Consider the following 23,417-nt stretch of genomic DNA (forward strand, 5'->3'; position numbering starts at 1 on the left):
TCAGCGCGAGCAGCAGCAGCCCATACAACAGCAGCGGCACGGTGCGCGGCACGCCGCGGCGCGCGGCGCCCGCCTCCACCGGCGCGGAAGCCTGCGTGCCCTGGGGCCCCTGTGTGCGCGATGCGCTTTGTCCGTCCATCACTTCTCCCTCCCGAACAGCCCGGCCGGCCGCAGCAGCAATACGATCACCATGATCAGGAACACCACGGTCGACGACGCTTCCGGATAGAACACCTTGGTCAGGCCCTCGATCACGCCGAGGCCAAGACCGGTGACGATCGAGCCCAGGATCGAACCCATGCCGCCGATCACCACCACCGCGAACACCACGATGATCAGGTTCTGCCCCATCAGCGGCGAGATCTGGATCACCGGCGCGGCCAGCACGCCGGCGAAGGCGGCCAGCGCGACGCCGAAGCCGTAGGTCAGCGTGACCATCAGCGGCACGTTGACGCCGAAGGCCTCGACCAGCTTCGGGTTCTCGGTGCCGGCGCGCAGATAGGCGCCGAGCTTGGTCTTCTCGATCATGTACCAGGTCGCCAGGCACACCGCCAGCGAGGCCACCACCACCCAGGCGCGGTAGTTCGGCAGGATCATGAAGCCCAGGTCGGTCGCGCCCGCCAGCAGTTCCGGCGTCGAATACGGCAGGCCCGACACGCCGTAGATCGAGCGGAACACGCCCTCGATCACCAGCGTGATGCCCAGCGTCAGCAGCAGGCCGTAGATATGGTCGAGCTTGTAGATCCAGCGCAGCATGGTCTTCTCGATGACCACGCCGATCACGCCGACCACTACCGGGGCGAGCAGCAGCATCACCCAGTAGTTGAGCCCGGCGTACTCCATGCCCATCCAGGCCAGCACCGCGCCGAGCATGAAGAGCGCGCCGTGCGCGAAATTGATGACGTTGAGCAGGCCGAAGATCACCGCCAGGCCGAGGCTCAACATCGCATAGAAAGCCCCGTTGACCAGCCCGAGCAACAGCTGGGACAACATGGCGGGCAAGGGAATACCGAAGATGTCCATCGCAGGCGTCAGCTATGCGGCGCCGCGGGCCCGTTCCGCGCCGGCCCGCCCTCCGTCGAGGAAGGCATGGGCCGGCGGCAGCGAACGCGCACGCGGCGCCGGTCGTTCATCGGGCCGCGGCGATGCGCGAGGCGCGCACCGCCGGGCCGGCGTCGTTTACTTCTTCAGCAGCGCGCACTTCGACTCGGCGGGCGTCGTGAAGGCCTGGTCGCCCGGGATCGTCGCCACGACCTTCAGGTAGTCCCAGGGCTTCTTCGACTCGGCCGGGCTCTTGACCTGCATCAGGTACATGTCATGAATGGCGCGGCCGTCGGCGCGGATATAGCCCTTGGTGTAGAAGTCGTCGATCTTCGCCTTCTTCAGCTCGGCCATCACCTTGTCCGGATCGTCGGTCTTGGCCGCCTCGACCGCCTTCAGGTAGGTACGCACCGCGGAGTAGTCGGCGGCCTGCAGGCTGCTCGGCATCTTCTTGTTCTTGGCGAAGAAGCGGTTGGCGAACTTGCGGGTCTCGTCGTTCATGTCCCAGTACCAGCTGTCGGTCATCAGCAGGCCTTCGGTGTTCTTCAGTCCGAGGCTGTGCACGTCGTTGATGAACATCAGCAGGCCGGCGATCTTCATGTTCTTGGTGATGCCGAATTCCTTGGCCGCCTTGATCGAATTGATCGTGTCGCCGCCGGCGTTGGCCAGGCCCAGGATCTGCGCCTTCGAGGCCTGCGCCTGCAGCAGGAACGACGAGAAGTCCGACGCCGACAGCGGATGGCGCACCGAGCCGACCACCGTGCCGCCATTGGCCTTGACCACCGCCGAGGTGTCGTTCTCCAGCGAATGGCCGAAGGCGTAGTCCGCGGTCAGGAAGAACCACGACTTGCCGCCCTGCTTGACCACCGCGCTGCCGGTGCCCTTGGCCAGCGCCACCGTGTCGTAGGCGTAGTGCACCGTGTACGGCGAGCACTCTTCGTTGGTCAGGCGGGCCGTGCCCGCGCCGATGTTGATGTAGACCTTCTTCTTTTCCTGCGCGACCTTGTTCATCGCCAGCGCGGTACCGGAGTTGGTGCCGCCCAGCAGCATGTCCAGGCCCTGCTGGTCCATCCATTCGCGCGCCTTCGACGCGGCGATGTCGGCCTTGTTCTGGTGGTCGGCCGACAGCAGCTCGATCGGCTTGCCGAGCACCTTGCCGCCGGCGTCCTCGATCGCCATCTTGACCGCCTCGACGCCCGACTTGCCGTCGATGTCCGCGTACAAGCTGGACATGTCGGTGATGAAGCCGATCTTGACCGAGTCACCCGATACCTGCGCGGAGGCCGCTCCGGCCGCCATGCCCGTCACCAAGGCCGCCATCGCGGCTGCGAGCCGTTTGATCTTCATTGCTTGTCTCCTGTGTTTCGGCGGCCTCGCGCCGCCCGTTCCTGCCACCGTACGTTCGACCGTACCTTCGACCATGCCTGCGACCCCGAAGGATCAGACCCCAAGCAGTTCGTGCAACACCGGCATCTTCTGTTCGAGCTCGCCGGCGCCGAAGCGCTCGACGATGGTGCCGTGCTCCATCACATAGAAGCGGTCCGCCAGCGGCGCGGCGAAGCGGAAGTTCTGCTCCACCATCACCACCGTGTACCCCTTCTGCTTCAGCATCCGGATCATGCGGGCCAGCGCCTGCACGATCACCGGTGCCAATCCTTCCGAAATCTCGTCGAGCAGCAGCAGGTTCGCGCCGGTGCGCAGGATGCGCCCGACCGCCAGCATCTGCTGCTCGCCGCCCGACAGCCGCGTGCCCTGGCTCTGCCGGCGTTCGGCCAGGTTCGGGAACATCTCGTAGATGTCGGCCTCGCTCATGCCCTGCTGCGCGCCGGCGCCCTTGAGCTGCGGCGGCAGCAGCAGGTTCTCCTCGCAGGACAGGCTGGCGAAGATGCCGCGTTCCTCGGGGCAGTAGCCGATGCCGTAGTGCGCGATCTTGTGCGTCGGCAGATGGATCGTCTCGTGCCCGTTGATCCTGATCGAGCCCTTGCGCGTGCCGGTCAGGCCCATGATCGCGCGCAGCGTGGTGGTGCGGCCGGCGCCGTTGCGGCCCAGCAGCGTGACCACCTCGCCGCGGTTCACGGTCAGGTCGACCCCGTGCAGGATGTGCGATTCGCCGTACCAGGCCTGCAGGCCGCGGATCTCGAGGGCGGGCGTGTTGTCAGTCGTCATGTCGTCGCTCCGCATTGCTCTCAGTGCGCGCCCTGCAGCTCGGCGTCGGCCGTGCCCATATAGGCTTCCATCACGCGCGGGTCCTTCGACACCTGCTCGTACGGCCCTTCGGCGAGGATCGCGCCCCGCTGCAGCACGGTGATCGTGTCCGCGATCGACGACACCACGTTCATGTTGTGTTCGACCATCAGGATGGTGCGGCCCGCCGAGACCTTCTTGATCAGCTGCGTGACGCGGTCGACGTCCTCGTGACCCATGCCCTGGGTCGGCTCGTCGAGCAGCATCAGCTCGGGCTCCATCGCCAGCGTGGTGGCGATCTCCAGCGCGCGCTTGCGGCCGTACGGCAGGTTGACGGTCACGGTGTCGGCGAACTCGGTCAGCCCCACCTGCTCGAGCAGCGCCATCGCCTCGTCGTCGAGCACCGACAGCGTGCGTTCGCTGCGCCAGAAGTGGAAGGCGGTGCCGAGCTTGCGCTGCAGCCCGATGCGCACGTTCTCGCGCACGGTCAGGTGCGGAAACACCGCCGAGATCTGGAACGAGCGAATCACGCCGCGGCGCGCGATCTGCGCGGGCTTCTCGCCGGTGATGTCGATGCCGTTGAACAGAATGGTGCCGGTGGTCGGCACCAGGAACTTCGTCAGCAGATTGAAGCAGGTGGTCTTGCCCGCTCCGTTGGGGCCGATCAGCGCATGGATGGACCCGCGCCTGACCCGCAGATTGACGTCGCTGACCGCGGTAAACCCCTTGAACTCCTTGGTGAGGTTGCGCGTCTCCAGGATGGTTTCCTGCTGGTTCATGTCTCCTGCCCGTCCTCGTTCGGCGCGACGCCGGCTTCTGGCCCGTCGTGCCCGGATTCGACCCGCGACCCCGGCCGGCGCTGCGCGAATATCAGCGCGGGTGGGGATCGCCTTGTCTGCAATGTCTTATTGGTGTGTGTGGCAGCGCGCTGGGTGGCAGCGGCGGCACGGTCGGATGCAAGCGCCGATGCATGCGCAGATGTGAGCGCAGCATCACGACTGTCCGGCGTCTATTGTGGGCACCTGTTGCGTCGCAAAACATCCGGGTTTGCACTGAGCCTGAAACATGAACCAGCTGTCATGTTTGTCAGGCAGCGCGGCCGCCGTGTGCGGGCTGGCTGCGGGAAAGCCGCAAGCAGGACATGGGCAAGCTTCGGAGAAGCTGCCACACCGCTGCGGGGGCGCAGGGGGCGGTGCGGTGCGGCGCCGCGCGCGGGCGGTGCCGACGGTGGCGCCGAGACCGTGGCGCAGCGTCTGCCGCCTCAGCCGCGCGCCCCGCTGCGCCAGTCCTCGCGGATCATGTCGCTGGCGCGCTCGGCGATCATGATGGTCGGCGAGTTGGTATTGCCCGAGGTGATCAGCGGCATCACCGAGGCATCGACCACCCGCAGGCCCTGCACGCCGATCACGCGCAGCCGTTGGTCGACCACCGCCTGCGGATCGTCGGGCCTGCCCATGCGGCAGGTGCCGACCGGATGGAAGATCGTCGTGCCGATATCGCCGGCCGCGCGCGCCAGCGATTCGTCGTCCTCGACATGCGGACCCGGCAGCCATTCCTGCGGCCGGTACGGCGCCAGTGCCGGCGCGGCGACGATGCGGCGGGTCAGCCGAAGCGAGTCGGCCGCGACCTTGCGGTCCTCGTCGGTCGACAGGTAGTTGGGCGCGATCACCGGCGCCTGGCGGAAGTCCGGGCTGTCGATGTGGACGCTGCCGCGCGAGGTCGGCCGCAGATTGCAGACGCTGGCGGTGAAGGCGTTGAAGGTGTGCAGCGGCTCGCCGAACTTGTCGAGCGACAGCGGTTGCACGTGGTACTCGACGTTGGGCCGCGTCTGCTCCGGATCCGAGCGCGCGAACGCGCCGAGCTGCGACGGCGCCATGCTCATCGGCCCGCTCTGGTTCCACGCATACTGCAGCCCGATGCCCAGCTTGCCCCACCAGTTGCCGACCCGCGTGTTCAGCGTGCGCACGCCCTCGACCTTGACGATCATGCGCAGCTGCAGATGGTCCTGCAGGTTCTCGCCGACGCCCGGCAGCGCCTGCCGCACCGGGATGCCGAGCGCCTGCAGCCGTTCGGGCTGGCCGATGCCGGACAGTTCCAGCAGCTGCGGCGTGTTGACCGCGCCCGCGGCGAGGATCACCTCGCGCCGCGCGGCCACCGTATGCGGCTGGCCGCCGCCGACGTAATGCAGGCCGCTGCAGCGGCGTCCGTCGAAGGTCAGCTCGCTGACCTGCGCGCCGGTGACGATGGTCAGGTTCGGCCGTTCGGAGGCGCGCCGCAGGAACGCCTTCGAGGTATTCCAGCGAATGCCGCGGCGCTGGTTGACCTCGAAGTAGCCGACGCCGAAGTTGTCGCCGCGGTTGAAGTCGTCGGTGCGCGGGATACCGGTCTGCTCGGCCGCGTCGATGAAGCGCTCGAGGATGTCCCAGCGCAGGCGCTGCGGCTCGACGCGCCATTCGCCGCCGGCGCCGTGGAACTCGTTGGCGCCGCGGTGATGGTCCTCGCTGCGCTTGAACAGCGGCAGCACGTTGTCCCAGCGCCAGCCGTCATCGCCGGTGATGCGCGCCCACTCGTCGTAGTCCTCGCGCTGCCCGCGCATGTAGATCATGCCGTTGATCGACGAGCAGCCGCCCAGCACGCGGCCGCGCGGATAGATCAGCGAGCGGCCGTTCAGCCCGGGCTCGGCGACCGTGCGGTACATCCAGTCGGTGCGCGGATTGCCGATGCAGTACAGGTAGCCCACCGGAATATGGATCCAGTGGTAGTCGTCCTTGCCGCCCGCCTCGAGCAGCAGCACGCTGACGTCGGCGTCCTGCGTCAGCCGGTTGGCCAGCACGCAGCCCGCGGTGCCGCCGCCGACGATGATGTAGTCGTAGGTCTCCATGCTCTTCTTCTGGGTTGGGTAGTCGATCGGGGTACGGCCGTCCGCCGCGGGAGGACGGCCGGCAAGCGTGAGGCGTCAGGGATTATGCGTCGTGCGTCCTGCGTTGGTCTTCGTGCGCTGCGTCGATATCGGCCATCGCGTCGGCATACACGTCGGCATACACGTCGGCCTACGCGTGGCGCGCGTCAGCGACCCGCATCCGTCACCGGCTGCAGATGACGGCGCAGCCAGTCGCTCAGCGCGTCCAGCACCTCCGCCCGCAACGCCGCCTGCTCGTTGAAGATCTCGTGGTAGGCGTGCTCGAACCAGATGCATTCGTGCAGGTCGGCCGGCGCATTGTCGCAGAAGCGCCGGCTGCCCGCCGGATCGACCACGCGATCGGCGCCCGCCACCAGCAGCAGCGTGGGTGCCTCGAGCAGCGGCGCGTCGGCCTGCGCGCGTTCGATGCCGAGCAGCATGCTCTGCAGGATGCCGGCCGTCAGCGTGCGCTGTACCAGCGGATCGCTGCGGTAGCTGGCGACTTCGGCGGGATCGTGGCTGAGGTCGGTCGGACGGATCGGGCTCGGTACGCGCAGGTTCGGCGCCAGCGTCAGCAGCATCCGCTGCAGCGTCAGCATCGCGCCGCTGATGCGCAGCGCCAGCGCGGGCGAGGACAGCACCAGCGCGCGCACCGGCCGCACGCGCGAGGTCGCCAGCCGCGCCGCGACCAGCCCGCCCATGCTGTGGCCGAGCACGATCGGCAGTTCGGGCCAGCGCTGCACCACGCCGTCGTAGATCTCCACCAGGTCGTCGAGGAAGACATCGGGCCGCTCGGCCACCATGCGCGCGCCGCCGCTGGCGCCGTGGCCGCGCTGGTCGTAGGCCACCACGCGCAGGCCCAGCGCGCACAGGCGCGCCGCCACATGCGCATAGCGGCCGCAGTGCTCGGCCAGCCCGTGTACCAGCAGCAGCGTGCCCGACGGTTCGGGCCACAGTTGCGGGTCGGGCAGCCAGGTGCGCAGCAGCAGCTCGGTGCCGTCGCGCATGCGCTGGCGGCTGTCGGCCGGCGCGATGGCGGCGGGCCTGGATGCTTCCATGCGATCGCTCTCCTCGTCGGCGCGCGGCGCGGCCGCGCGCCGGTCAGCGTTCAAGAGTGGCAGGCGTGGCGCGCATTGCCGTCGGACGCATTGCCATCGTCCGCATTGCCGTCGCGCGAACTGCCGTGACGCCTATCCCCCGCTGACGGCGCGCTCCCGGGCTCGGCGAAGTCGGCGAGGATCGGGCAATCCGGCCGCTCGTCGCCGCTGCACGCCTCGGCCAGCGCGCGCAGCGTGTCGCGCATGGCCGCCAGTTCCGCGATGCGCGTTTCCAGCTCGGCGACATGGCGCAGCGTCAGTGCCTTGACGTCGGCGCTGGCGCGCCCGCGGTCCTGCCACAGCAGCAGCAGGTTGCGGATCTCGTCCAGCGAGAACCCGAGATTACGGGCGCGCCGTACGAAGCGCAAGGTATGCAGCGCGCGCTCGTCGTAGCGCCGATAGCCCCCTTCGCTGCGCGGCGGTTCGGGCAGCAGCCCGATCGATTCGTAGTGCCGGATCATCTTGGCGGACACGCCCGAGGCGGCCGCCGCTTCGCCGATATTCATCGCCTTGCTTCCTCCAGATTTCAGTGCGGCACGGCCCCGTCGCGCGGTGCCGGCCGCCAGCGCCGCAGCAGCAGCGCGTTGCCGACCACGCTGACGCTCGAGAACGCCATCGCCGCGCCGGCCACCACCGGGCTGAGCAGACCGGCCGCCGCCAGCGGGATGCCGATCACGTTGTAGACGAAGGCCCAGAACAGGTTCTGCCGGATCTTGCGCACGGTCCGGTGCGACATCGCCAGCGCGTCGGCAACCAGGCCCGGGTCGCCGCGCATCAGCGTGATGCCGGCCGCGTGCATCGCCACGTCGGTGCCGGTGGACATCGCGATGCCGACGTCGGCCGCGGCCAGCGCCGGCGCATCGTTGACGCCGTCGCCGACCATCGCGACCACCGCACCGCCGCGCTTGAGCGAGGCCACGCGCGCCGCCTTGTCCTCGGGCAGCACCTCGGCCTGCACGTCGTCGATGCCGAGCGCGTCGGCGACCTGCGCCGCGGCGCCGTGACTGTCGCCGGACAGCATCACGGTGCGCACGCCGGCCGCATGCAGGCGCGCCACCGCTTCGCGCGCGCCCGGCTTGATCGCATCGCCGAACGCGACCAGTCCTTCGACGCGGCGCGTATCGACCGCGATCAGCCACGACACCGTGCGGCCGGCCCGGCGCAGCGCCTCGGCCTCGCGCTGCAGTGCGGAGCTCTCGTCCAGCGACGCGCCCAGCTCCTTGCGCAGGCGCTCGCTGCCGAGCGCCCAGGCGACGCCATCGATGCGCCCGCTGATGCCGCGGCCCGGCAGCGCGCGCAGTTCGCTCGCGACCGGCACCGCCAGCGCACGCTGCTCGGCGGCGTGCAGCACCGCCCGGGCCAGCGGATGTTCGCTGCCGGCCTGCAGCGCGGCCAGCCGCGCCAGCAGCAGCGACGAGGCGTCGTCACGCCGCTCGCCGCCGCCGGTCATTCCCTCCGCGGACAGCAGCGCCACCACCTCGGGCTGGCCGACCGTCAGCGTGCCGGTCTTGTCGAACGCGACCACGTTGACGCGATGCGCGGTCTCCAGCGCCTCGGCGTCCTTGACCAGGATGCCGGCCCGCGCGCCCGCGCCGGTGCCGGCGATGATCGCGGTCGGCGTGGCCAGCCCCAGCGCGCACGGGCACGCGATCACCAGCACCGCCACCGCGTTGAGCAGCGCCGACTGCCAGTCACCCAGCGCCACGCCCCAGCCCAGCAGCGTGACCAGCGCGATCGCCAGCACCACCGGCACGAACACCGCGCTGACGCGGTCGACCAGCCGCTGGATCGGCGCCTTGGCCGCCTGCGCGTGTTCGACCATGCGGATGATGCGTGCCAGCACCGTTTCCGCGCCGACCGCGGCGGTGCGCAGCACCAGCCGGCCCTCGCCGTTGATGGCGCCGCCCGTCACGCGGTCGTCGACATGCTTGGGCACCGGCAGGCTCTCGCCCGTCAGCATCGATTCGTCGGCATGGCTGTCGCCGTCGATCACCACGCCGTCGACCGGAATGCGCTCGCCCGGCAGCACCACCACCTCGTCGCCGACGCGTACCTGCGCCAGCGGCACCGTGGTGTCGACGCCGTCGCGGCGCACCCGCGCGGTATCGGGCCGCAGCGCGGCCAGCGCGCGGATCGCGTCGGCGGTCTGCCGCTTGGCCCGGACCTCGAGCCATTTGCCGAGCCGCACCAGCGTGATCACCACCGCCGCGCTCTCGAAATACAGGTGCGGATGGCTCTCGCCATGGGCGGCGGCGCCGCGCCAGATCAGCCACAGCGACAGGCCATAGGCGGCCGAGGTGCCGAGCGCCACCAGCAGATCCATATTGCCGGTGCCGGCGCGCAGCGCCTTCCAGCCGGCGCGATAGAAGCGCCAGCCGAACACGAACTGCACCGGCGTGGCCAGCAGCCATTGCCACAGCGCCGGCACGTTCCACGCGATGCCGAACCAGCCGAGCACCATCGGCGCGACCAGCGGCAGCGACAGCGCGGCCGGGATCGCCACCGACCAGGGTCCGGACCAGAAGTCGGCGGTGCGCGCGGGCGGCGCCCCTGCGGCCGCGGCGGCATCGGCTACCCCATCGCTCACCGGTTCGGCGGCATAGCCGGCACGCGACACGGCCTCGGTCAGCGCCGGCAGCATGTCGGCCGCGCTGCCGCCGACCAGCGTCACCAGGGCGCGCTCGGTGGCCAGGTTGACCTGGGCATCGACCACGCCCGGCACCGCGCGCAAGGCGCGCTCGACGCGGCCGACACAGGAGGCGCAGGTCATCTCGCGCACGGACAACTCCAGCTCGGTGCGGGGCACCGCGTAGCCGGCGGCGGCGATGGCGTCCGCCGCCGCGGGCAGCACCGCGGCGCTGTCGGCCTGCACGGTCGCTTCCTCGGTGGCGAGGTTGACGGCGACCGAACGCACCCCCGGCACCTTGGCCAGCGCGTTCTCGACCCGGCGCACGCAGGAGGCGCAGGTCATCCCTTCGATTGGCAGGCGCCATTCGGGCGCGGCCGGGGTGGCATTCGTGCCGGCCGGGGCCGGAGACAGCGGTATGGAAGAAGTGGACATGGCGGTTGGCATCCTCGTTGACATAGCCTGTCACTGGATGCTGGACCTTACCATGCTAGGAAGGTCAAGGCCGAAGTGCCAGTTCTCCATGCGGCGCGTCGGGGCTTGCGCTTGACACGATGGGAAGGTTCACAATGGCGCCATTCACCGCATTCACCACCCATACCGAGGAGTTCGACGATGATGCAGTTTCAAGTGGAAGGCATGTCCTGCAATCACTGCGTGGGCGCGATCACGCGCGCGGTGAAGCAGGTCGATCCCGACGCCCGCGTGTCGGCCGATATCGCGGCGCAGGCGGTCAGCGTGGAATCGGACGCCGATGCGCAGGAAGTGCGCGAGGCCATCGAATCGGCGGGCTATCCGATCAAGGGCTGATCGGAAGGAACCGCGTCCGCACTCCAGGGAGACGCGGACGCGGCCGGTCGGCGACGCTCAGAAGCGGTAGCCGACGTTCAGGAAGGTCACGATCGGATCGATCTTGATCTTGGTGTGCGACACCACGGTGGCGCCGCCCAGCGCGGAGTTGCGCGTGACGAAGGTCGCGCGGGTATCCAGCGGCAGGTAGGACACCGACAGGCCGACGTGCCAGCGCTCGTTGATCTTGTAGTTCGCGCCGATGTTGAAGACCGGATTCCACGACGACTTGGCGCTGGCGGTCATGGTGGCGTTCGGGCCGAACTCCTGGCGCACGAACTGCTGGTTGGTAATCGTCTCGTCGCTGAACCAGGTGTAGTTCACGCCCAGGCCGACATAGGGACGCAGGCGCGCGGCGGGCTCCAGGAAGTGGTACTTGACCAGCACCGCCGGGCTCCACTGGCGCACCGTGCCCAGCTTGCCGTACTTGCCGTAGCCCTTGTCGCCCTCGACGTCGTGCTTGGGCGGCAGGCCCAGCACGAATTCGGCCGAGATGTTGTCCGTGATGAAGTGGTCGATCGACAGGCCCAGCGTATTGGCGGCCTTGATATCGGCGCCGGTATTGGGGCGCTGGGTGCCGACCGGGCGGCCGCCGACGCTGTCGATGGTCAGCGGATCGGCCGAACTGTTCGGCATCACGCGGAACCAGCCCGTGCTGACGACGGTGCTGCCGGCCGACTGTGCCTGGGCAACCCCGCCCACTACCATGGCCGCGACAGCCACCAGGATTTTTTTCTTGTGCGACATCCTCTCTCCTTCGTGGTTTTCAACTGCAAGGGCAGCATTATCCCGCTGCGGATGCCGCCATCGTTTCAATCTAGATACATTTTGTAGAGGGGCGCCACTAAATTGAGGGTTTACCGCAATCAGCGGTACCCGAAGGGCCACCGCGGCGGGGAGAGAGGCGGCAGAAGTGTCTCAGGAATGTGACACCGGGTCGTGCCCCGATGCCTTCCGCGGCGTCATGCGTTGATACCTCGCACCGCCAGGGCGCACGCTGCCAGATCCCACAGCGCATAGCCCACGCTCTTGAACACCAGCGGACTGCCGGTGCGCGCGCGGATCGCATCCGCGGCCAGGATCGCCGTCTCGAACGGCTGCACCGCGGCCCAGTCGATGCCGGCCTGCAGCAGGTCGCCGGCCTCGTCCTCGATGCCGAACAGCGTATCGGCCAGCAGCCGCCCCGCCTGTGCGGCGCCGCGGCACAGCGCCGGTGGCAGCTCGCACATGTCCGGCCGGAACGCCCCGACCGCGGCGATGAAGTGGTCGTCGCGCCAGCAGCCGGCATCCAGATCCGGCAGCACCGGCGCGCGGCTCGACGTCACGGTGACCACCATCGACACGCGGTCCAACACCGCTTCGATCTCGCCCGCGGCGGATTCCAGCACCTCGGCTTCCAGCCCCAGGCCGCGCGCGTGGGCCGCCAGCGCATGGGCCTTGTCCGCCGTGCGCGAATGCAGCCAGACCCGCCGCAGCGGCAATCCCGCCGCGAAGGCCTCGAGGTGCGTGGTGGCCTGCACGCCGGCGCCGACGATCAGCAGTTCGCCGTCGGGCCGCGCGGCGAAGCGCTGCGCCGCCAGCAGCGACACCGCGGCGGTGCGGCGCCCGGTCACGGTCGGCCCGTCGAGCAGCGCCAGCCGCACGCCGGTATGCGCGTCGGCCACCACCACTTCGCCGAGGATATTGGGCAGCCCGCGCGCCGGGTTGCCGGGATGGACCGTGATGTTCTTGGTCATCACCAGGTCGGCATTGCGCGCCGGCATCACCAGCAGCGTTCCCTCGCCTTCCGGACTGGCGGCGGTCACGTCGCCGACCGGCAGCGCCAGCCGCGGCGGCGCCATCGCGGTGCCGGCGCGCAGTTCGCCGAGCATATCGGCAATGGCGACAGCCAGTTCGGGATACGGCAGCCGCGCCGCGGTCTGGGCGGCATCGAGCAGCATCGGCGAGGCGATCTGTGATCCGGTCGGTGAGGCGGTCGGCGAGGCAATCGGTTCGGTAGGCACGGATCGAGGCTCCTGAAGATATTGGGAATGCGGAGGATGGCGGCGGCGCGACGCGTTACGGGCGCGGACGAAGGACCACGGGCGGCAGCGAGCGGGGGACGGCGAGCGGCGAGTGGCGGACGGCGCAAGCGGCAAGCGGCAAGCGGCAACCAGCAGCCTGCAACTGCAACTGCAACTGCAACTGCAACTGCAACTGTAACCAGCAACCAGCAACCAGCAACCAGCAACCAGCAACCAGCGATTATCCGCGCTCGGCCGCGGCGCCCTGCCTCACCGCCGCCCGGCCCGGCGCCGACGGCGGTCGTGCGCCCGCCTCCCGCACGGTCGCGCCGCGCACCTCGATGCGTACCATATCGATCACCGTGCCGCCGGCATCGACCAGCTCGAGCCGATGCCGTCCCGGCCACGGCAGCCAGGCCAGCTTGCCGCCGCGGCCGAGCCGCTTGCCGTCGAGCCGCCAGGCCACTCCCTGGGCGGTGCGGCCGGCGACATCTTCGGCATGCAGCCAGACGCGTTGCGCCTGCGGCGGAATATCGGGATCGAGCGCGAAGACGGTGCCATCGGCCGGGCTCGCGATCGCCGCGCCGCGGCCGGGGTCTGCCGCCGTCCGCGCGGCACTCGACGCTGCACCCGACGCTGCACCGGACGCTGTGTTCGCCGCCGCATTCAGCGCAGCGCTCGGCGCCGCACTCGGCGCTGCCGTCCGCCCCGCCGTCGCGCCCTGGTGATGGCTGCCGACGGCAACCACCGGCACCGCGGTGCCGGCCAGGAACACCTCCTCGCGCGCAGGCTCGGGTACGCCCTCGAACCGCACCGGCACGCGTTCGACGCCTGTAGGCAGTGCGGGCGGCCGGCTGGCGCGATCCCGATGCAGGAAGGCCATCACGTCGTGCCAGACCGGCGCCGCGCCGGATACGCCGGACACATCGCGCATCGCCGCGCCGCTGGCGTTGCCGACCCAGACGCCGACCGTGTAGTGCTGCGACCAGCCGATGCACCAGTTGTCGCGCATGTCCTTGCTGGTGCCGGTCTTGACCGCGGTCCAGAAGCGCGTGGTCAGCGGGCTGTCCAGGCCGAAGGTGCGCGCGCGTGCATGCCGGTCGGACAGCACGTCGCCGATCACATGGGCCGCGGCCGCGGACATCACTGCCACCGGCCGGGGCGCCGGCTCGGCCAGCCGCATCCGCACCGGCGCCTGCCGGCCCTGGTTGGCGAGCGTCCGGTAGGCATTGGTCAGCGTCAGCAGCGACACGTCGGCGCTGCCCAGCGCCAGGCTGTAGCCGTAGTAGTCGCCGGCCTCGGTCAGCGGCAGCCCGAGCGCGACCAGGCGCCGATGGAAGCGGTGCGGGGTCACCATCACCAGCGTGCGCACCGCCGGCACATTGAGCGAAGCGGCCAGCGCCGCGCGCATGCTGACCCAGCCGCCATAACGGCCGTCGTAGTTGCGGGGGATGTAGAGGCCGCCGCCGGTCGGCAGGTTGACCGGCCGGTCGTCCAGCAGCGAGGCGGCGGTCAGGCGCCGCTCCTCCAGCGCCTGCGCATACAGGAAGGGTTTGAGCGTCGAGCCGGCCTGGCGCAGCGCGGCCGCATGATCGACCTGCGCGGCCCCCGACAGCGCGCCCGACGAGCCCACGTAGGCCAGCACGTCGCCGCTGGCGTTGTCGAGCACCACCACCGCGCCGTCCTCGACATGCCGTCCGGCCAGTTCGCGCAGATGCCGCTGCAGGCTGGCCATCGCCAGCCGCTGCACGCCCGCGTCCAGCGTCGAATCGATCGCGGCCGGCGGCGTCCGTGCCGCGCCTCGCACGCCCGGTGCTCCCGGTGCTCCCGGTGCTCCCGGTGCTCCCGGTGCTCCCGGTACTGCCGGTGCGCCCAGTGCACCCGGTGCGCCCTGCACGACCCGATCGACCAGCAGCCGGCCCAGGTGTGGCGCCAGTTGCGCGCGGCCCGGACCGGACGGCGGCATCGCGGCGCGCGCCAGCGCCAGTTGCGTGAAGCCGTCCAGTCCGCTGCAGCCCGCGGGCTGCCCCATCTCCCGCAGGATCTGGCAGGCGCGCTGCGTGACCCGCGCCGGCGCGGCATTGGGCGCGCGCACCAGCGCCACCGCCAGCGCCGCCTCGCGCGCATCGAGTCCGCTCGGCAGCTTGCCGAACAGCGCGTGCGACAACGCCGACAGGCCGACCAGTTCGCCGCGCAGCGGCACCAGGTTCAGATAGGCCTCGAGGATCTGGCTCTTGCTCCAGCCGTGTTCGAGCCGCGCCGCGCGCCAGGCCTGGCTCATCTTCTGCGCCGCGCTGCGTCCGCCCGCGCCGCGGCGCAGATCGTCGTCGAGCAGCGCCGCCAGCTGCATCGTCAGCGTCGAGGCGCCGCGCGTGCGCGTGTTCCACAGATTGGCCCAGGCCGCGCCGGCCACGCCCTGCCAGTCGACGCCGCTGTGCTGGTAGAAGCGCCGGTCCTCCGACAGCACGATGGCGGTGCGCACCGCCGGCGAGATCTCGTCGAGCGACACCCATTGCCCGCGCCGCGCGCTGAAATCGGTCCGCACGGTGGCGACCGGCTCGCCATGGCGGTCGCGCACGATGACGTCGGCGCTGCGGTAGCGCTCGCGCACCTGCTCGAAGCCGGGCAGCGCCTCGGCGGACGCCGGCGCGGACGGTATCGCGAACAAGAACGCGAACAAGACCGCGAACAGCAGCACGAACCGCATCCCGAACCACAGAGAACTTGGCAGCGCCCGCGGCAGTGCCGGGGCCCTGGCCACCCGCAACGAGCCCAGCGAACCCGTCCCCTGCCTCATGGCCGCCGCCCCGCGACGATGCCGGCGACCAGCAGCACCTGCGCCGCGGCATAGGTCCACCAGATGCCCAGTTCGAAACGATCGAACGGCGACAGGAAGCGCGCGATGCCGACCAGCGCGTCGGACACGACGAAGCACAGCGCGCCGAGCGCGGCCAGCGGCGTCGGCAGCCGCGCCAGCAGCGCCGCGCAGGCCATCGCGGTCAGCGCGACGACATAGGCGCAGACCTCGACCGTCAGCGTGCCAAGGTTGGGCCAGAAGCGTCCCAGCAGCGTGCCCACCGCACCGATCACCGCGCCGCAGGCGAGCAGCCGGTGCGGGCGGTCGTCGCCCAACAGCGGCAACAGCAGAGCAAGATAGGCCAGATGCGCCAGCAGGAAGAATCCCAGCCCGCCGACGAAGGAGAACGGCAGCCACGGTACCGCGAGCAACAGATCGCCGCTCGCGGAGAACAGCAGCGCGGCGATCAGCCAGCGGCGCTCGCGGCGTACCGGATGGAACCACGCCGCGCGCGCCAGCAGCAGCACCATCGCGGTCTTCCACGCCGGCTGCCAGGCGAAGCTGCCCGTCAGCGGCGTGCCGGGCGGCAGCTCCAGCGCGGCGCTGACCAGCAGCGTACCGTAGATGGTGCCGGCGACCGCGCCGGCCATCCACCATTCGCGCACCCGCGGCGGCATCGTCCAGCCGCGCCGTTCCAGGACATCGCTCACGGACGCTGCCCCACGGTCAGGCGCGCATTGGGCGCGGCACCGAACACCTCGGGCGCGTACATCGCCTCCACGCGCGTCGGCGGCAGCGCGAACTCGCCGGCGTTGTTCAGCCGCACGGTGTACTCGATGGTCGCCGTGCCCTTCGGCAGATGGGCGTAGTACTCGCGGTAGGCTTGCGGCGTGCGCTCGCTGAAGGCCGGCCAGGCGCCGGTGCGGCGCTCGCCGCGCGTGGCGATCTGCGAATCGCGGCCCAGCCCGCTGCCGAGGATGGTGGCGCCCCCGGGCACCGGATCGCTGACCACGACCCAGGTCATGTCGGCCTGCGCGTCGATCTCCAGCTTGACGCGATAGATGTCGCCGCGCGACCAGCGTCCCGGCGTGGCCTGCTCGACCGCGCTGACGCTGCGGCGGATGCGGTAGCCGGCGGCGATCGGCTCGGCCAGCGGGACCGCCGCCAGCGCGCGTACCGTCGCCCACGGCCGGCCGGCGCCCTCGTGCTGCAGCTGCAGCGTGGCCGGGGCGGCGGACGGACCGGGCTGGGGCGGCTGCACGGGCCAGGGCAGCATCAGCGCGCCCGTCGCCACGCCGTCCTTGCCCGTCGCGGCCGAGCGCCAGTCGAAGCTGCGCGCGGCCTCGCCCAGCGTCACGCGCGTGGCACCGCCCACCGGTTCGCGCTCGAAGACCTGCGCGAACCGGCGCACCGCCAGTACGCCCCAGGCATTGGCATTGGTGGTGTTCCATGCGCCGGCGCTCTGGCGGCCCAGCAGGCCGCTGGCCAGCCGCGGCGCATCCTCGCGCCAGTCGGGCAGTTCCAGCGCCAGCGTCAGCAGCCGCGCGGCGTTGATGTCGCCGCCCGCCATCAGCCACCACCAATGGTCGTCGCGCTCGGTCGAGAACGCCAGCCGCGTGCCCTGCAGGTCCAGGCGCGCGCGCAGCAGGCGCTGCGCCTCGGCCAGCCGCGCCTCGCGCTGCGGCACATCGGGCAGGCGCTGCAGCAACGCGGTCCAGTCGAGCAGCGCCGAGGTCGGCCACTGCTGCGGCGCGATCTGGATCGAGCCGAGCATGCGGGTCTGCGCCTTGCCGCCGCGCGACAGCGCCTCGAGCGCGGCCAGCTTGCGGATCTCCAGGTCGGCGGTCGGCGCCCACGGGCGGCGCTGCAGCCGGCCCTCGACGAAGGCGGCCAGCGCCTGTTCCATCCGCTCGCGCGCCTGCGCCGGCAGTTGCAGCGGCAGCCCGGCGCGATGCGCCTCGTCGGCCAGCGCCAGCAGATAGGCGGTCAGCACCTCGCTGCCGCCGTCGCGCACCGCGTCGCCCTGCATCGGGAAATAGGCGACCAGCCCGTCGTCGTCCTGATAGGCCGGCAGCTGCGCCATCAGCGCCTGCCAGCCGGCGGCGTCGCCCAGGCCCACGGCCTTCGACGCACGCTGCTCCAGGCAGGTATACGGATAGCGGGCGAACCAGTCGCGCACGCCGGGCAGGCCGCCGGCCAGCGACGATTGCAGGCCGATCTGCAGGCCGCCGCGCGGCGCCCCGGACGGATCGCGCAGCGCGGCCGCGGGCGCGCGGACCGGCACCGACAGGCCCGGCGCCAGCTGTGCCAGCGTGCCCTGCTGCACGGTCAGCGGCACCGCCGCGGCCAGCCGCTGGACGATGCGGATGCGGTCGGAGGCGGGACCGTCGCCGCCCGTGCCCCCTGTGCCGCCTGTGCCGCCTGTGGCCCCCGCGCCGCCGGCCTTGCCCGTCTCGGTTGCCGCGATCTCCCACTGCGTCTCGCTCTCGGTGGCGGTCGCCTGGCCGCTGCCCTGCGCGATCAGCGGCGCGACCACGTCCCAGCCGATCTCCCGCGCCTGGCCGGCCGGAATCGATACCGTCTGCGTGGGCAGCGCCGCTGCCGCCGGATCGGAAGCCGCGGCGCCGGAGGCAGCAGCAGAGGCAGCAGCGGAGGCGGCGCCGGCACCGGGGATAGCACCGGCAGCAGCGCCTGCCATGGCGCCACCATTGACGCCAACCCGGCCGCCCGCACCGGCCGCCACGCTGCGCGCGCTGACCTGCACCGTCATCGCCCGTGCCGTGGTATTGCGCAGCGTAAACATCGCGCGGTAGCGATCGCCCTCGCGCACCAGCGGCGGCAAACCCGAGATCAGCTGCAGATCCTGCGTCGCCGCCACGGTGGTGCTGCCGGTGCCGAAGCGCGAGACGCCAAGATCAGCGATCGCGACGATGCGAAAGCGCGTCAGCGAATCGTTCAGCGGCACGGTCAGCGTGGCCTTGCCGGCCGCGTCGAGCTGCACGCGCGGGTTCCACAGCAGCAGCGTGTCGAACAGTTCGCGGGTCGGATTCTTGCCGCCCCCACCGCCGGCCGGCACCGCCTTGCGGCCATAGTGGCGCCGCCCGACGATCTCCATCTGCGCGGTCGCCGTTTCCACCCCGTAGCTGCGCCGCTGCAGCATCGCCTCGAGCAGGTTCCAGCTGGTATTGGGCATCAGTTCGAGCAGCGCCTCGTCGACCGCGGCCAGCGCGACCTCGCCGTTGGCGGCCGGCTTGCCGTCCGGCAGCGTGACCTGCACCGTCACCTTGGCCTGGCCCCGCACCGGGTAGCTGGCGCGGTCGGTGGCGACCTTGACGTCGAGCCGGTGCGCCTCGTTGCCGACGCAGATCTCGGCCAGCCCGAGCCGGAACGCCGGCTTCGACAGGTCGACCAGCGGGGTCGGCGCGACGTACTCCCGCCCCTCGCTGCGGAAGGCGCGCCACCATTCGCGCGGCTCGCGCCAGCCCCAGGTGAAGAAGGAATACCAGGGCACCTCGTGCAGGCGTCCGCGCAGCGCCAGCACCGACACGTAGACGTTCGGCCCCCATTCGGGCTTGACCTTGACGCTGACGGTCGGGTCCTTGCCCGCCAGTGTCACCACGTGGGTCTCCAGGATGCCCTCGCGTTCGACGGCCACCAGCGCGGTGGCCTGGCGGAACGGCATCCGTACCTGGAAGCGCGCGGTATCGCCGGGCGCATAGGACGGCCGCTCGGGCAGCACGTCGATGCGGTCGTGGTTCTCGCCGCCGAACCACAGCTCGCCCTGGCCGGTGACCCACACGCTGGTGCCCGCTTCGGAGACGCGGCCCGCATCGTCGCGGGCACGGGCGATCAGTTCCACCTCGCCGGTCTGCTCCAGCGTCACCGCGCACTGCATGCGGCCGCGCGCATCGGTCTTCGCCTCGCAGACCTTGCCCAGGTCGCGCACCTCGGTGCGGTTGTCGTAGCGATAGAAGCCGCCGACCACGCGCTTGCGCGCCGAGGTCGTGATGCGCGCGCGCGCGTGCACCTCCATCGGCACGCCGGCGCGCGGCTTGCCGTCGATATCGAACGCGATGCCGTGCACCGTGGCCTGGCGCTTGACCGCAACCCAGTCGTCGGCGCGAATGCCGGCGACCACCGCCGCGGGCCACAGCGGCAACGTCTGCCGCAGCGTCTGGATCTCGCCGTTGGGATCGGCGAAGGCGGCCTCGACCAGCAGATCGCGCGGCGCGGTCACCGGCGGCAGCGTGTCGAGCGTCAGACGGCCGCCGCCGCTGGCGTCCAGCGTCAGCGCGCGCTTGTCGGCGATCAGCGTCTGGCCGTCCTGCGCCGACGCCCGGTCCTGGTCTTGATCTTCAATCTCGTCCGACTCCTCGCGCTGCTCGTCCGCCGCACGCGGCGCATCGAAGCTGTAGCCGGGGGCATCGGCAAAGCGCGGCATACGGTCGCGCAGCAGCGCGGACACCCGCACCGGCAAACCCGCCGCCGCGCCGCCGGACACGTAATGCACCTCGACATCGAGCGGCAGCGACTTTGGCGCGACCAGCGCCTGCGCACCGCCGGCGGCCGCGGCGCGCACCGTGCCGGTCAGCACCGGCAGCCGGAAGGCCTCGACGCGGAAGGCGCCGCTGTCGTAGCTGCGCTGGCGCGCGTCGGCCAGCTCCACCGTGTAGCGGCCCAGCTTGGCCGCAGGCGGCAGCGCGAAGCGGCTCTCCGCGCTGCGCCCGCCCGAGGCGGTGGTGCGCCATTGCAGCGGCTGCTCGTAGGTCTGGCCGCTGCCCTCGTGGCGGATCACCAGCTTGTCCGGCAGCTGTCCGGACTCGCCGGCGCCGCCCGGCGGCAACGCGAAGCCGCTCGAGGTCTCGACGCGCAGGTAGTGCTTCATCGAGACGGTCTCGCCCGAGGACAGCAGCGTGCGGTCGAACACCGTATGCGCGCGGACCGTGGGCGTGGCGCTGGTATCGGTCGGCACATGAAAGCGCCAGCTCTCGATGCCGCGGTTCCAGTCGGACATCACGAAGGCCATGTCGGCCTGGCCGCGCGCCTGCGGATGCGCGGCGACGATGCGCGCCGAGACGAAGTAGCCCGACAGCCCGGTGTCCTCGCAATAGCGGCCGGTCCCGCTGCCGCCCTCGCCGTCGCCGCCATCGCCCAGCCGGCCGAAGCGCGCGACGCCGGCATCGTCGGTGCGCGCGGTGGCGATCAGCTTGCCGCTGCAGTCGCGCACCGCGACGCTGGCCTCGCGCACCGGCTTGCCGCCATCGAGCGTGGTAACCCACGCCATCGCGTTGTCGCGCCCGGCCTTGAAGTGCACGCCGAGGTTGGTGACCAGCGCCGCGGTGCGGACATACATCGGCGCCGGCTTGCCCAGCAGCGCCGCGCCAAGATTCGGCGAGGCGATCTCGACCACGTGAAAGCCCGGCTCCGGCAGCGGAATGCCGACCACCTCGAACGGCCGGCTGGCGCCCTCGCCCACCGAGGCCGGCACGGCCAGCTTGCGCGCGCCGGGCACCCCGGCCAGCAGCGACACGGCACGCGTTTCCACCTGCGGCGCGTTGCGCGGAATGCGCGCCGCCGACGGCGGCTTGCCGGCCAGGATCGCGTCGAGTTCGGCGCGGGTCCAGCTGGTCTCGTGCATGCGCCGCACCAGCGCCAGCCAGCGCAGCACCGCGGCATCGTCGTCGACCCGGACCCGGCTGACCATGCCCGCCTCGGCGCGCACGCCGAGCACTTTCAGTTCACGCTCGACATGACGCAGCGTGACCGGCAGCAGCGGCGGATAGTCGGCCGGCTTGTCGGTCTTGCTCCTGGGCAACTCGCCGAAGCGCTCGATCACGCCGAACGGCGCCGCGGCGAACTTGGCCAGCGGCGGCATCGGCGCGGTGGCCACCCGCAGCGGAAACAGGTCGGCGTTGTTCAGCGGCCGGCCGCTTTCGTCCTTCAGGCCGGACGGCAACTCAAGTGTCAAATTGGCGTTCTCGGCGAACGGCGGCTCGAAGCGCAGCGAGGTGATCGTGGCATCGGCGGCCAGGTTGGCCTCCAGCTTCGGTGCCACCGGTCCCGACGGCGTGCGCAGCACCACCGATTCGGCCGCGCGGCGCGCGATCGGCGCGGAGAACTCGAGCGTGATCGGCCGCAGCGGCGTGCAGGGCGCCTGCGCGTTCTCGCGCTCGCAGCTGAAGCTGGCGGTAAACGACTCGCGCACGCGGTATTCGAAGCGGCGCCCTTCCTTGCTGGCCAGGCCCGACGGCGTCGCGATGCCCGGCGTCAGCAGCAGTTCCATCCTGGCGCCGGCCGGCAGCCGCTGCTGGCAGACCAGCAGATGCACGCTGTCGGTGCCGCGCGGCTTCCATCCCAGCGCCTTGAGCACCGCCTCGCGGTCCGCGCCGGTGACCAGCCGCACCGGAATCATCTCGCCGACGCCCTGCGCCTGGCACCACGCATGCTGGCGCACCGAGTCGGGCGTGGCCGGACCGTTGAAGCGCAGCGCGAAGACCTGGTCCTCCTCGATCTCGCCCCCGGAGGGGCGGCTGGACACCACGATCGGACCGCCGGTCTCGAAGCGGTATTCGGACTTGCCGCGATAGTCCTGGCCGGCCTGGCTCTTCAGCCCGGCGCGCAGCCGGACCGTGCACGACACCCCGGGCGGCAGGTCGCGGACGAAATCGAACACCCAGTTGCGGTCGTCGACCCAGCGGCCTTCGCCGGCCAGGTCCGCCGGCGCGGCGCCGGCACATTGCACGGCGGCCGGCGCGGTCGCGCGCAGGTCGCCCAGCGGCACCATCGACTGGTCGAAGCGCAGCGTGACCTGGCGGACCTTGGAGACCTGGCCTTCCGGGGAAATACGCGTCAGTTGGGTCGCCAGCGCGGCGTGGGTGCCGAACCCCAGTACGCATGCCGCGAGGGCATGGCCGAGGAGGCGCCGGCGGTCGGGCCTGCGAGCACTGCGCCTGGCAACATCGCCCGGGACGTCCGCCGCCATGTCTGCCGGGACGACCGACGCTGCTTCCGCCGCGACGTCCGCCACTTCCTTCATTTCGCCTTCCCCGCCAACGCCCGTGGCCCGGTCTCGCATCTGATCCCTCTCCGGATGGTCGCCCCGCTCTGGTGCATCAGCGGGCACCTGGCGAGAGTGACATGCGAGGCGCCGGCGCGCAAGCCAACCGACGGGTCAGCGCCGCAGGGTGGCGCCACGGAGTCAAGGCCGGATGGTCGGCGCCGTGGAGTCCGCGCCGCGGGCCGGCCCCAAGTGTCAGCGCAGCAGAGTCAGCGCCTCAGTGGCGGCGCCTCTGTGTCACCGCAGATGCGACAGCGGCAACGCCCCTTCCCGCTTCAGCGCGGTCAGCACGATATTGGAACGCACGCTCTCGACGCCAGGCACGCGCATCAGCTTGCGCATGGTGAAATCGGCCAGCGCCGGCAGGTCGGTGACGACGATGCGCAGCAGGTAGTCCGCCTCGCCGGCGACGGAGTAGCACTCCTGCACCTCCTCGAGCAGCAGGATCTCCTCACGGAAGCGTTCGATCGCCGTGTCGCCATGGTGGGCCAGCTTGACGCTGGTAAAGACCAGTACGCCCAGGCCCAGCGCGGGCGGCGACAGCACGACCCGGTAGCCGGCGATCACGCCCTCGGCCTCCAGCCGGGCGATGCGCCGGCCCACCTGGCTAGGCGACAGATGGACCTGCTCGGCCAGCTGCTGGTGCGTGCTGCGGCCATCGGCCTGCAGCGCGGCCAGCAGGGCCAGATCGAAGTTGTCGAGGCTCAGCATACAAGGATCCTGCATCGGTTTTGCGTTTTATGCAGATTACCCGCATCGGAACGGCAATCCAAGTCGTTTTTGCGGGCTCTTTGCAGCGCCAGCTCGGTAGACTTTGCAGAAATCCCGCATGCGCAACCGACCCCATGCGGCAAACCTGCAAAC

At 70.9% G+C, this 23,417-nt stretch carries 15 protein-coding genes; 1 reads left to right on the forward strand and 14 read right to left on the reverse strand.

Features of this window, described 5'->3' with window-relative positions; translation table 11 throughout:
* Positions 1 to 138: 138 nt before the first annotated feature.
* The 8 genes from K7G19_RS14255 to K7G19_RS14290 form a co-directional block, all read right to left on the reverse strand.
* Entirely contained in the window at positions 139 to 1,023 is an 885-nt protein-coding gene (locus K7G19_RS14255; protein WP_149317466.1) for a branched-chain amino acid ABC transporter permease, read from the reverse strand.
* 156 nt (positions 1,024 to 1,179) lie between these two features.
* Entirely contained in the window at positions 1,180 to 2,388 is a 1,209-nt protein-coding gene (locus K7G19_RS14260) for an ABC transporter substrate-binding protein (protein ID WP_149317465.1), read from the reverse strand.
* 93 nt (positions 2,389 to 2,481) lie between these two features.
* Positions 2,482 to 3,207 carry an ABC transporter ATP-binding protein gene (locus K7G19_RS14265; protein WP_149317464.1) on the reverse strand — a complete coding sequence of 242 codons (726 nt, stop codon included), beginning with the start codon at positions 3,205 to 3,207 and terminating at the stop codon, positions 2,482 to 2,484.
* Between the two features lie 20 nt (positions 3,208 to 3,227).
* A complete protein-coding gene (locus K7G19_RS14270) occupies positions 3,228 to 4,004 on the reverse strand; it encodes an ABC transporter ATP-binding protein (protein ID WP_149317463.1) in 777 nt (258 codons plus the stop codon).
* Positions 4,005 to 4,486: 482 nt separating this feature from the next.
* The gene (locus K7G19_RS14275) at positions 4,487 to 6,106 is read right to left on the reverse strand and encodes a GMC family oxidoreductase (RefSeq protein ID WP_226107817.1); all 1,620 of its coding nucleotides are present in this window, start codon (positions 6,104 to 6,106) and stop codon (positions 4,487 to 4,489) included.
* A gap of 185 nt (positions 6,107 to 6,291) precedes the next feature.
* Entirely contained in the window at positions 6,292 to 7,182 is an 891-nt protein-coding gene (locus K7G19_RS14280) for an alpha/beta hydrolase (protein ID WP_149317461.1), read from the reverse strand.
* Between the two features lie 50 nt (positions 7,183 to 7,232).
* Complete coding sequence (gene cueR, locus K7G19_RS14285; protein WP_149317460.1) at positions 7,233 to 7,727, reverse strand: Cu(I)-responsive transcriptional regulator; 495 nt, start codon at positions 7,725 to 7,727, stop codon at positions 7,233 to 7,235.
* 20 nt (positions 7,728 to 7,747) lie between these two features.
* The gene (locus K7G19_RS14290; RefSeq protein WP_255650789.1) at positions 7,748 to 10,282 is read right to left on the reverse strand and encodes a heavy metal translocating P-type ATPase; all 2,535 of its coding nucleotides are present in this window, start codon (positions 10,280 to 10,282) and stop codon (positions 7,748 to 7,750) included.
* 180 nt (positions 10,283 to 10,462) lie between these two features.
* Here K7G19_RS14290 and K7G19_RS14295 point away from each other — a divergent pair, with 180 nt between their 5' ends.
* The gene (locus K7G19_RS14295) at positions 10,463 to 10,657 is read left to right on the forward strand and encodes a heavy-metal-associated domain-containing protein (protein WP_149317458.1); all 195 of its coding nucleotides are present in this window, start codon (positions 10,463 to 10,465) and stop codon (positions 10,655 to 10,657) included.
* Between the two features lie 57 nt (positions 10,658 to 10,714).
* On the opposite strand, the gene K7G19_RS14300 is transcribed toward K7G19_RS14295, so the two are convergent.
* From K7G19_RS14300 to K7G19_RS14325, 6 genes are all read right to left on the reverse strand, one after another.
* The gene (locus K7G19_RS14300; RefSeq protein WP_149317457.1) at positions 10,715 to 11,443 is read right to left on the reverse strand and encodes an OmpW family protein; all 729 of its coding nucleotides are present in this window, start codon (positions 11,441 to 11,443) and stop codon (positions 10,715 to 10,717) included.
* 215 nt (positions 11,444 to 11,658) lie between these two features.
* A complete protein-coding gene (locus K7G19_RS14305) occupies positions 11,659 to 12,636 on the reverse strand; it encodes a delta(1)-pyrroline-2-carboxylate reductase family protein (protein WP_226108154.1) in 978 nt (325 codons plus the stop codon).
* A 304-nt stretch (positions 12,637 to 12,940) separates the two neighbouring features.
* Entirely contained in the window at positions 12,941 to 15,406 is a 2,466-nt protein-coding gene (locus K7G19_RS14310; RefSeq protein ID WP_226107818.1) for a transglycosylase domain-containing protein, read from the reverse strand.
* An 86-nt stretch (positions 15,407 to 15,492) separates the two neighbouring features.
* Positions 15,493 to 16,173, reverse strand: a complete 681-nt coding sequence (locus K7G19_RS14315; protein ID WP_149317623.1) for a lysoplasmalogenase — start codon at positions 16,171 to 16,173, stop codon at positions 15,493 to 15,495.
* Between the two features lie 29 nt (positions 16,174 to 16,202).
* Entirely contained in the window at positions 16,203 to 22,478 is a 6,276-nt protein-coding gene (locus K7G19_RS14320) for an alpha-2-macroglobulin (protein WP_370639556.1), read from the reverse strand.
* A gap of 312 nt (positions 22,479 to 22,790) precedes the next feature.
* Positions 22,791 to 23,264: an Lrp/AsnC family transcriptional regulator gene (locus K7G19_RS14325; protein WP_149317455.1), complete on the reverse strand. Its 474-nt coding sequence runs from the start codon at positions 23,262 to 23,264 to the stop codon at positions 22,791 to 22,793.
* Positions 23,265 to 23,417: the final 153 nt, after the last annotated feature.

This window comes from Cupriavidus sp. DB3, assembly GCF_020418465.1.
Lineage (GTDB): Bacteria > Pseudomonadota > Gammaproteobacteria > Burkholderiales > Burkholderiaceae > Cupriavidus > Cupriavidus cauae.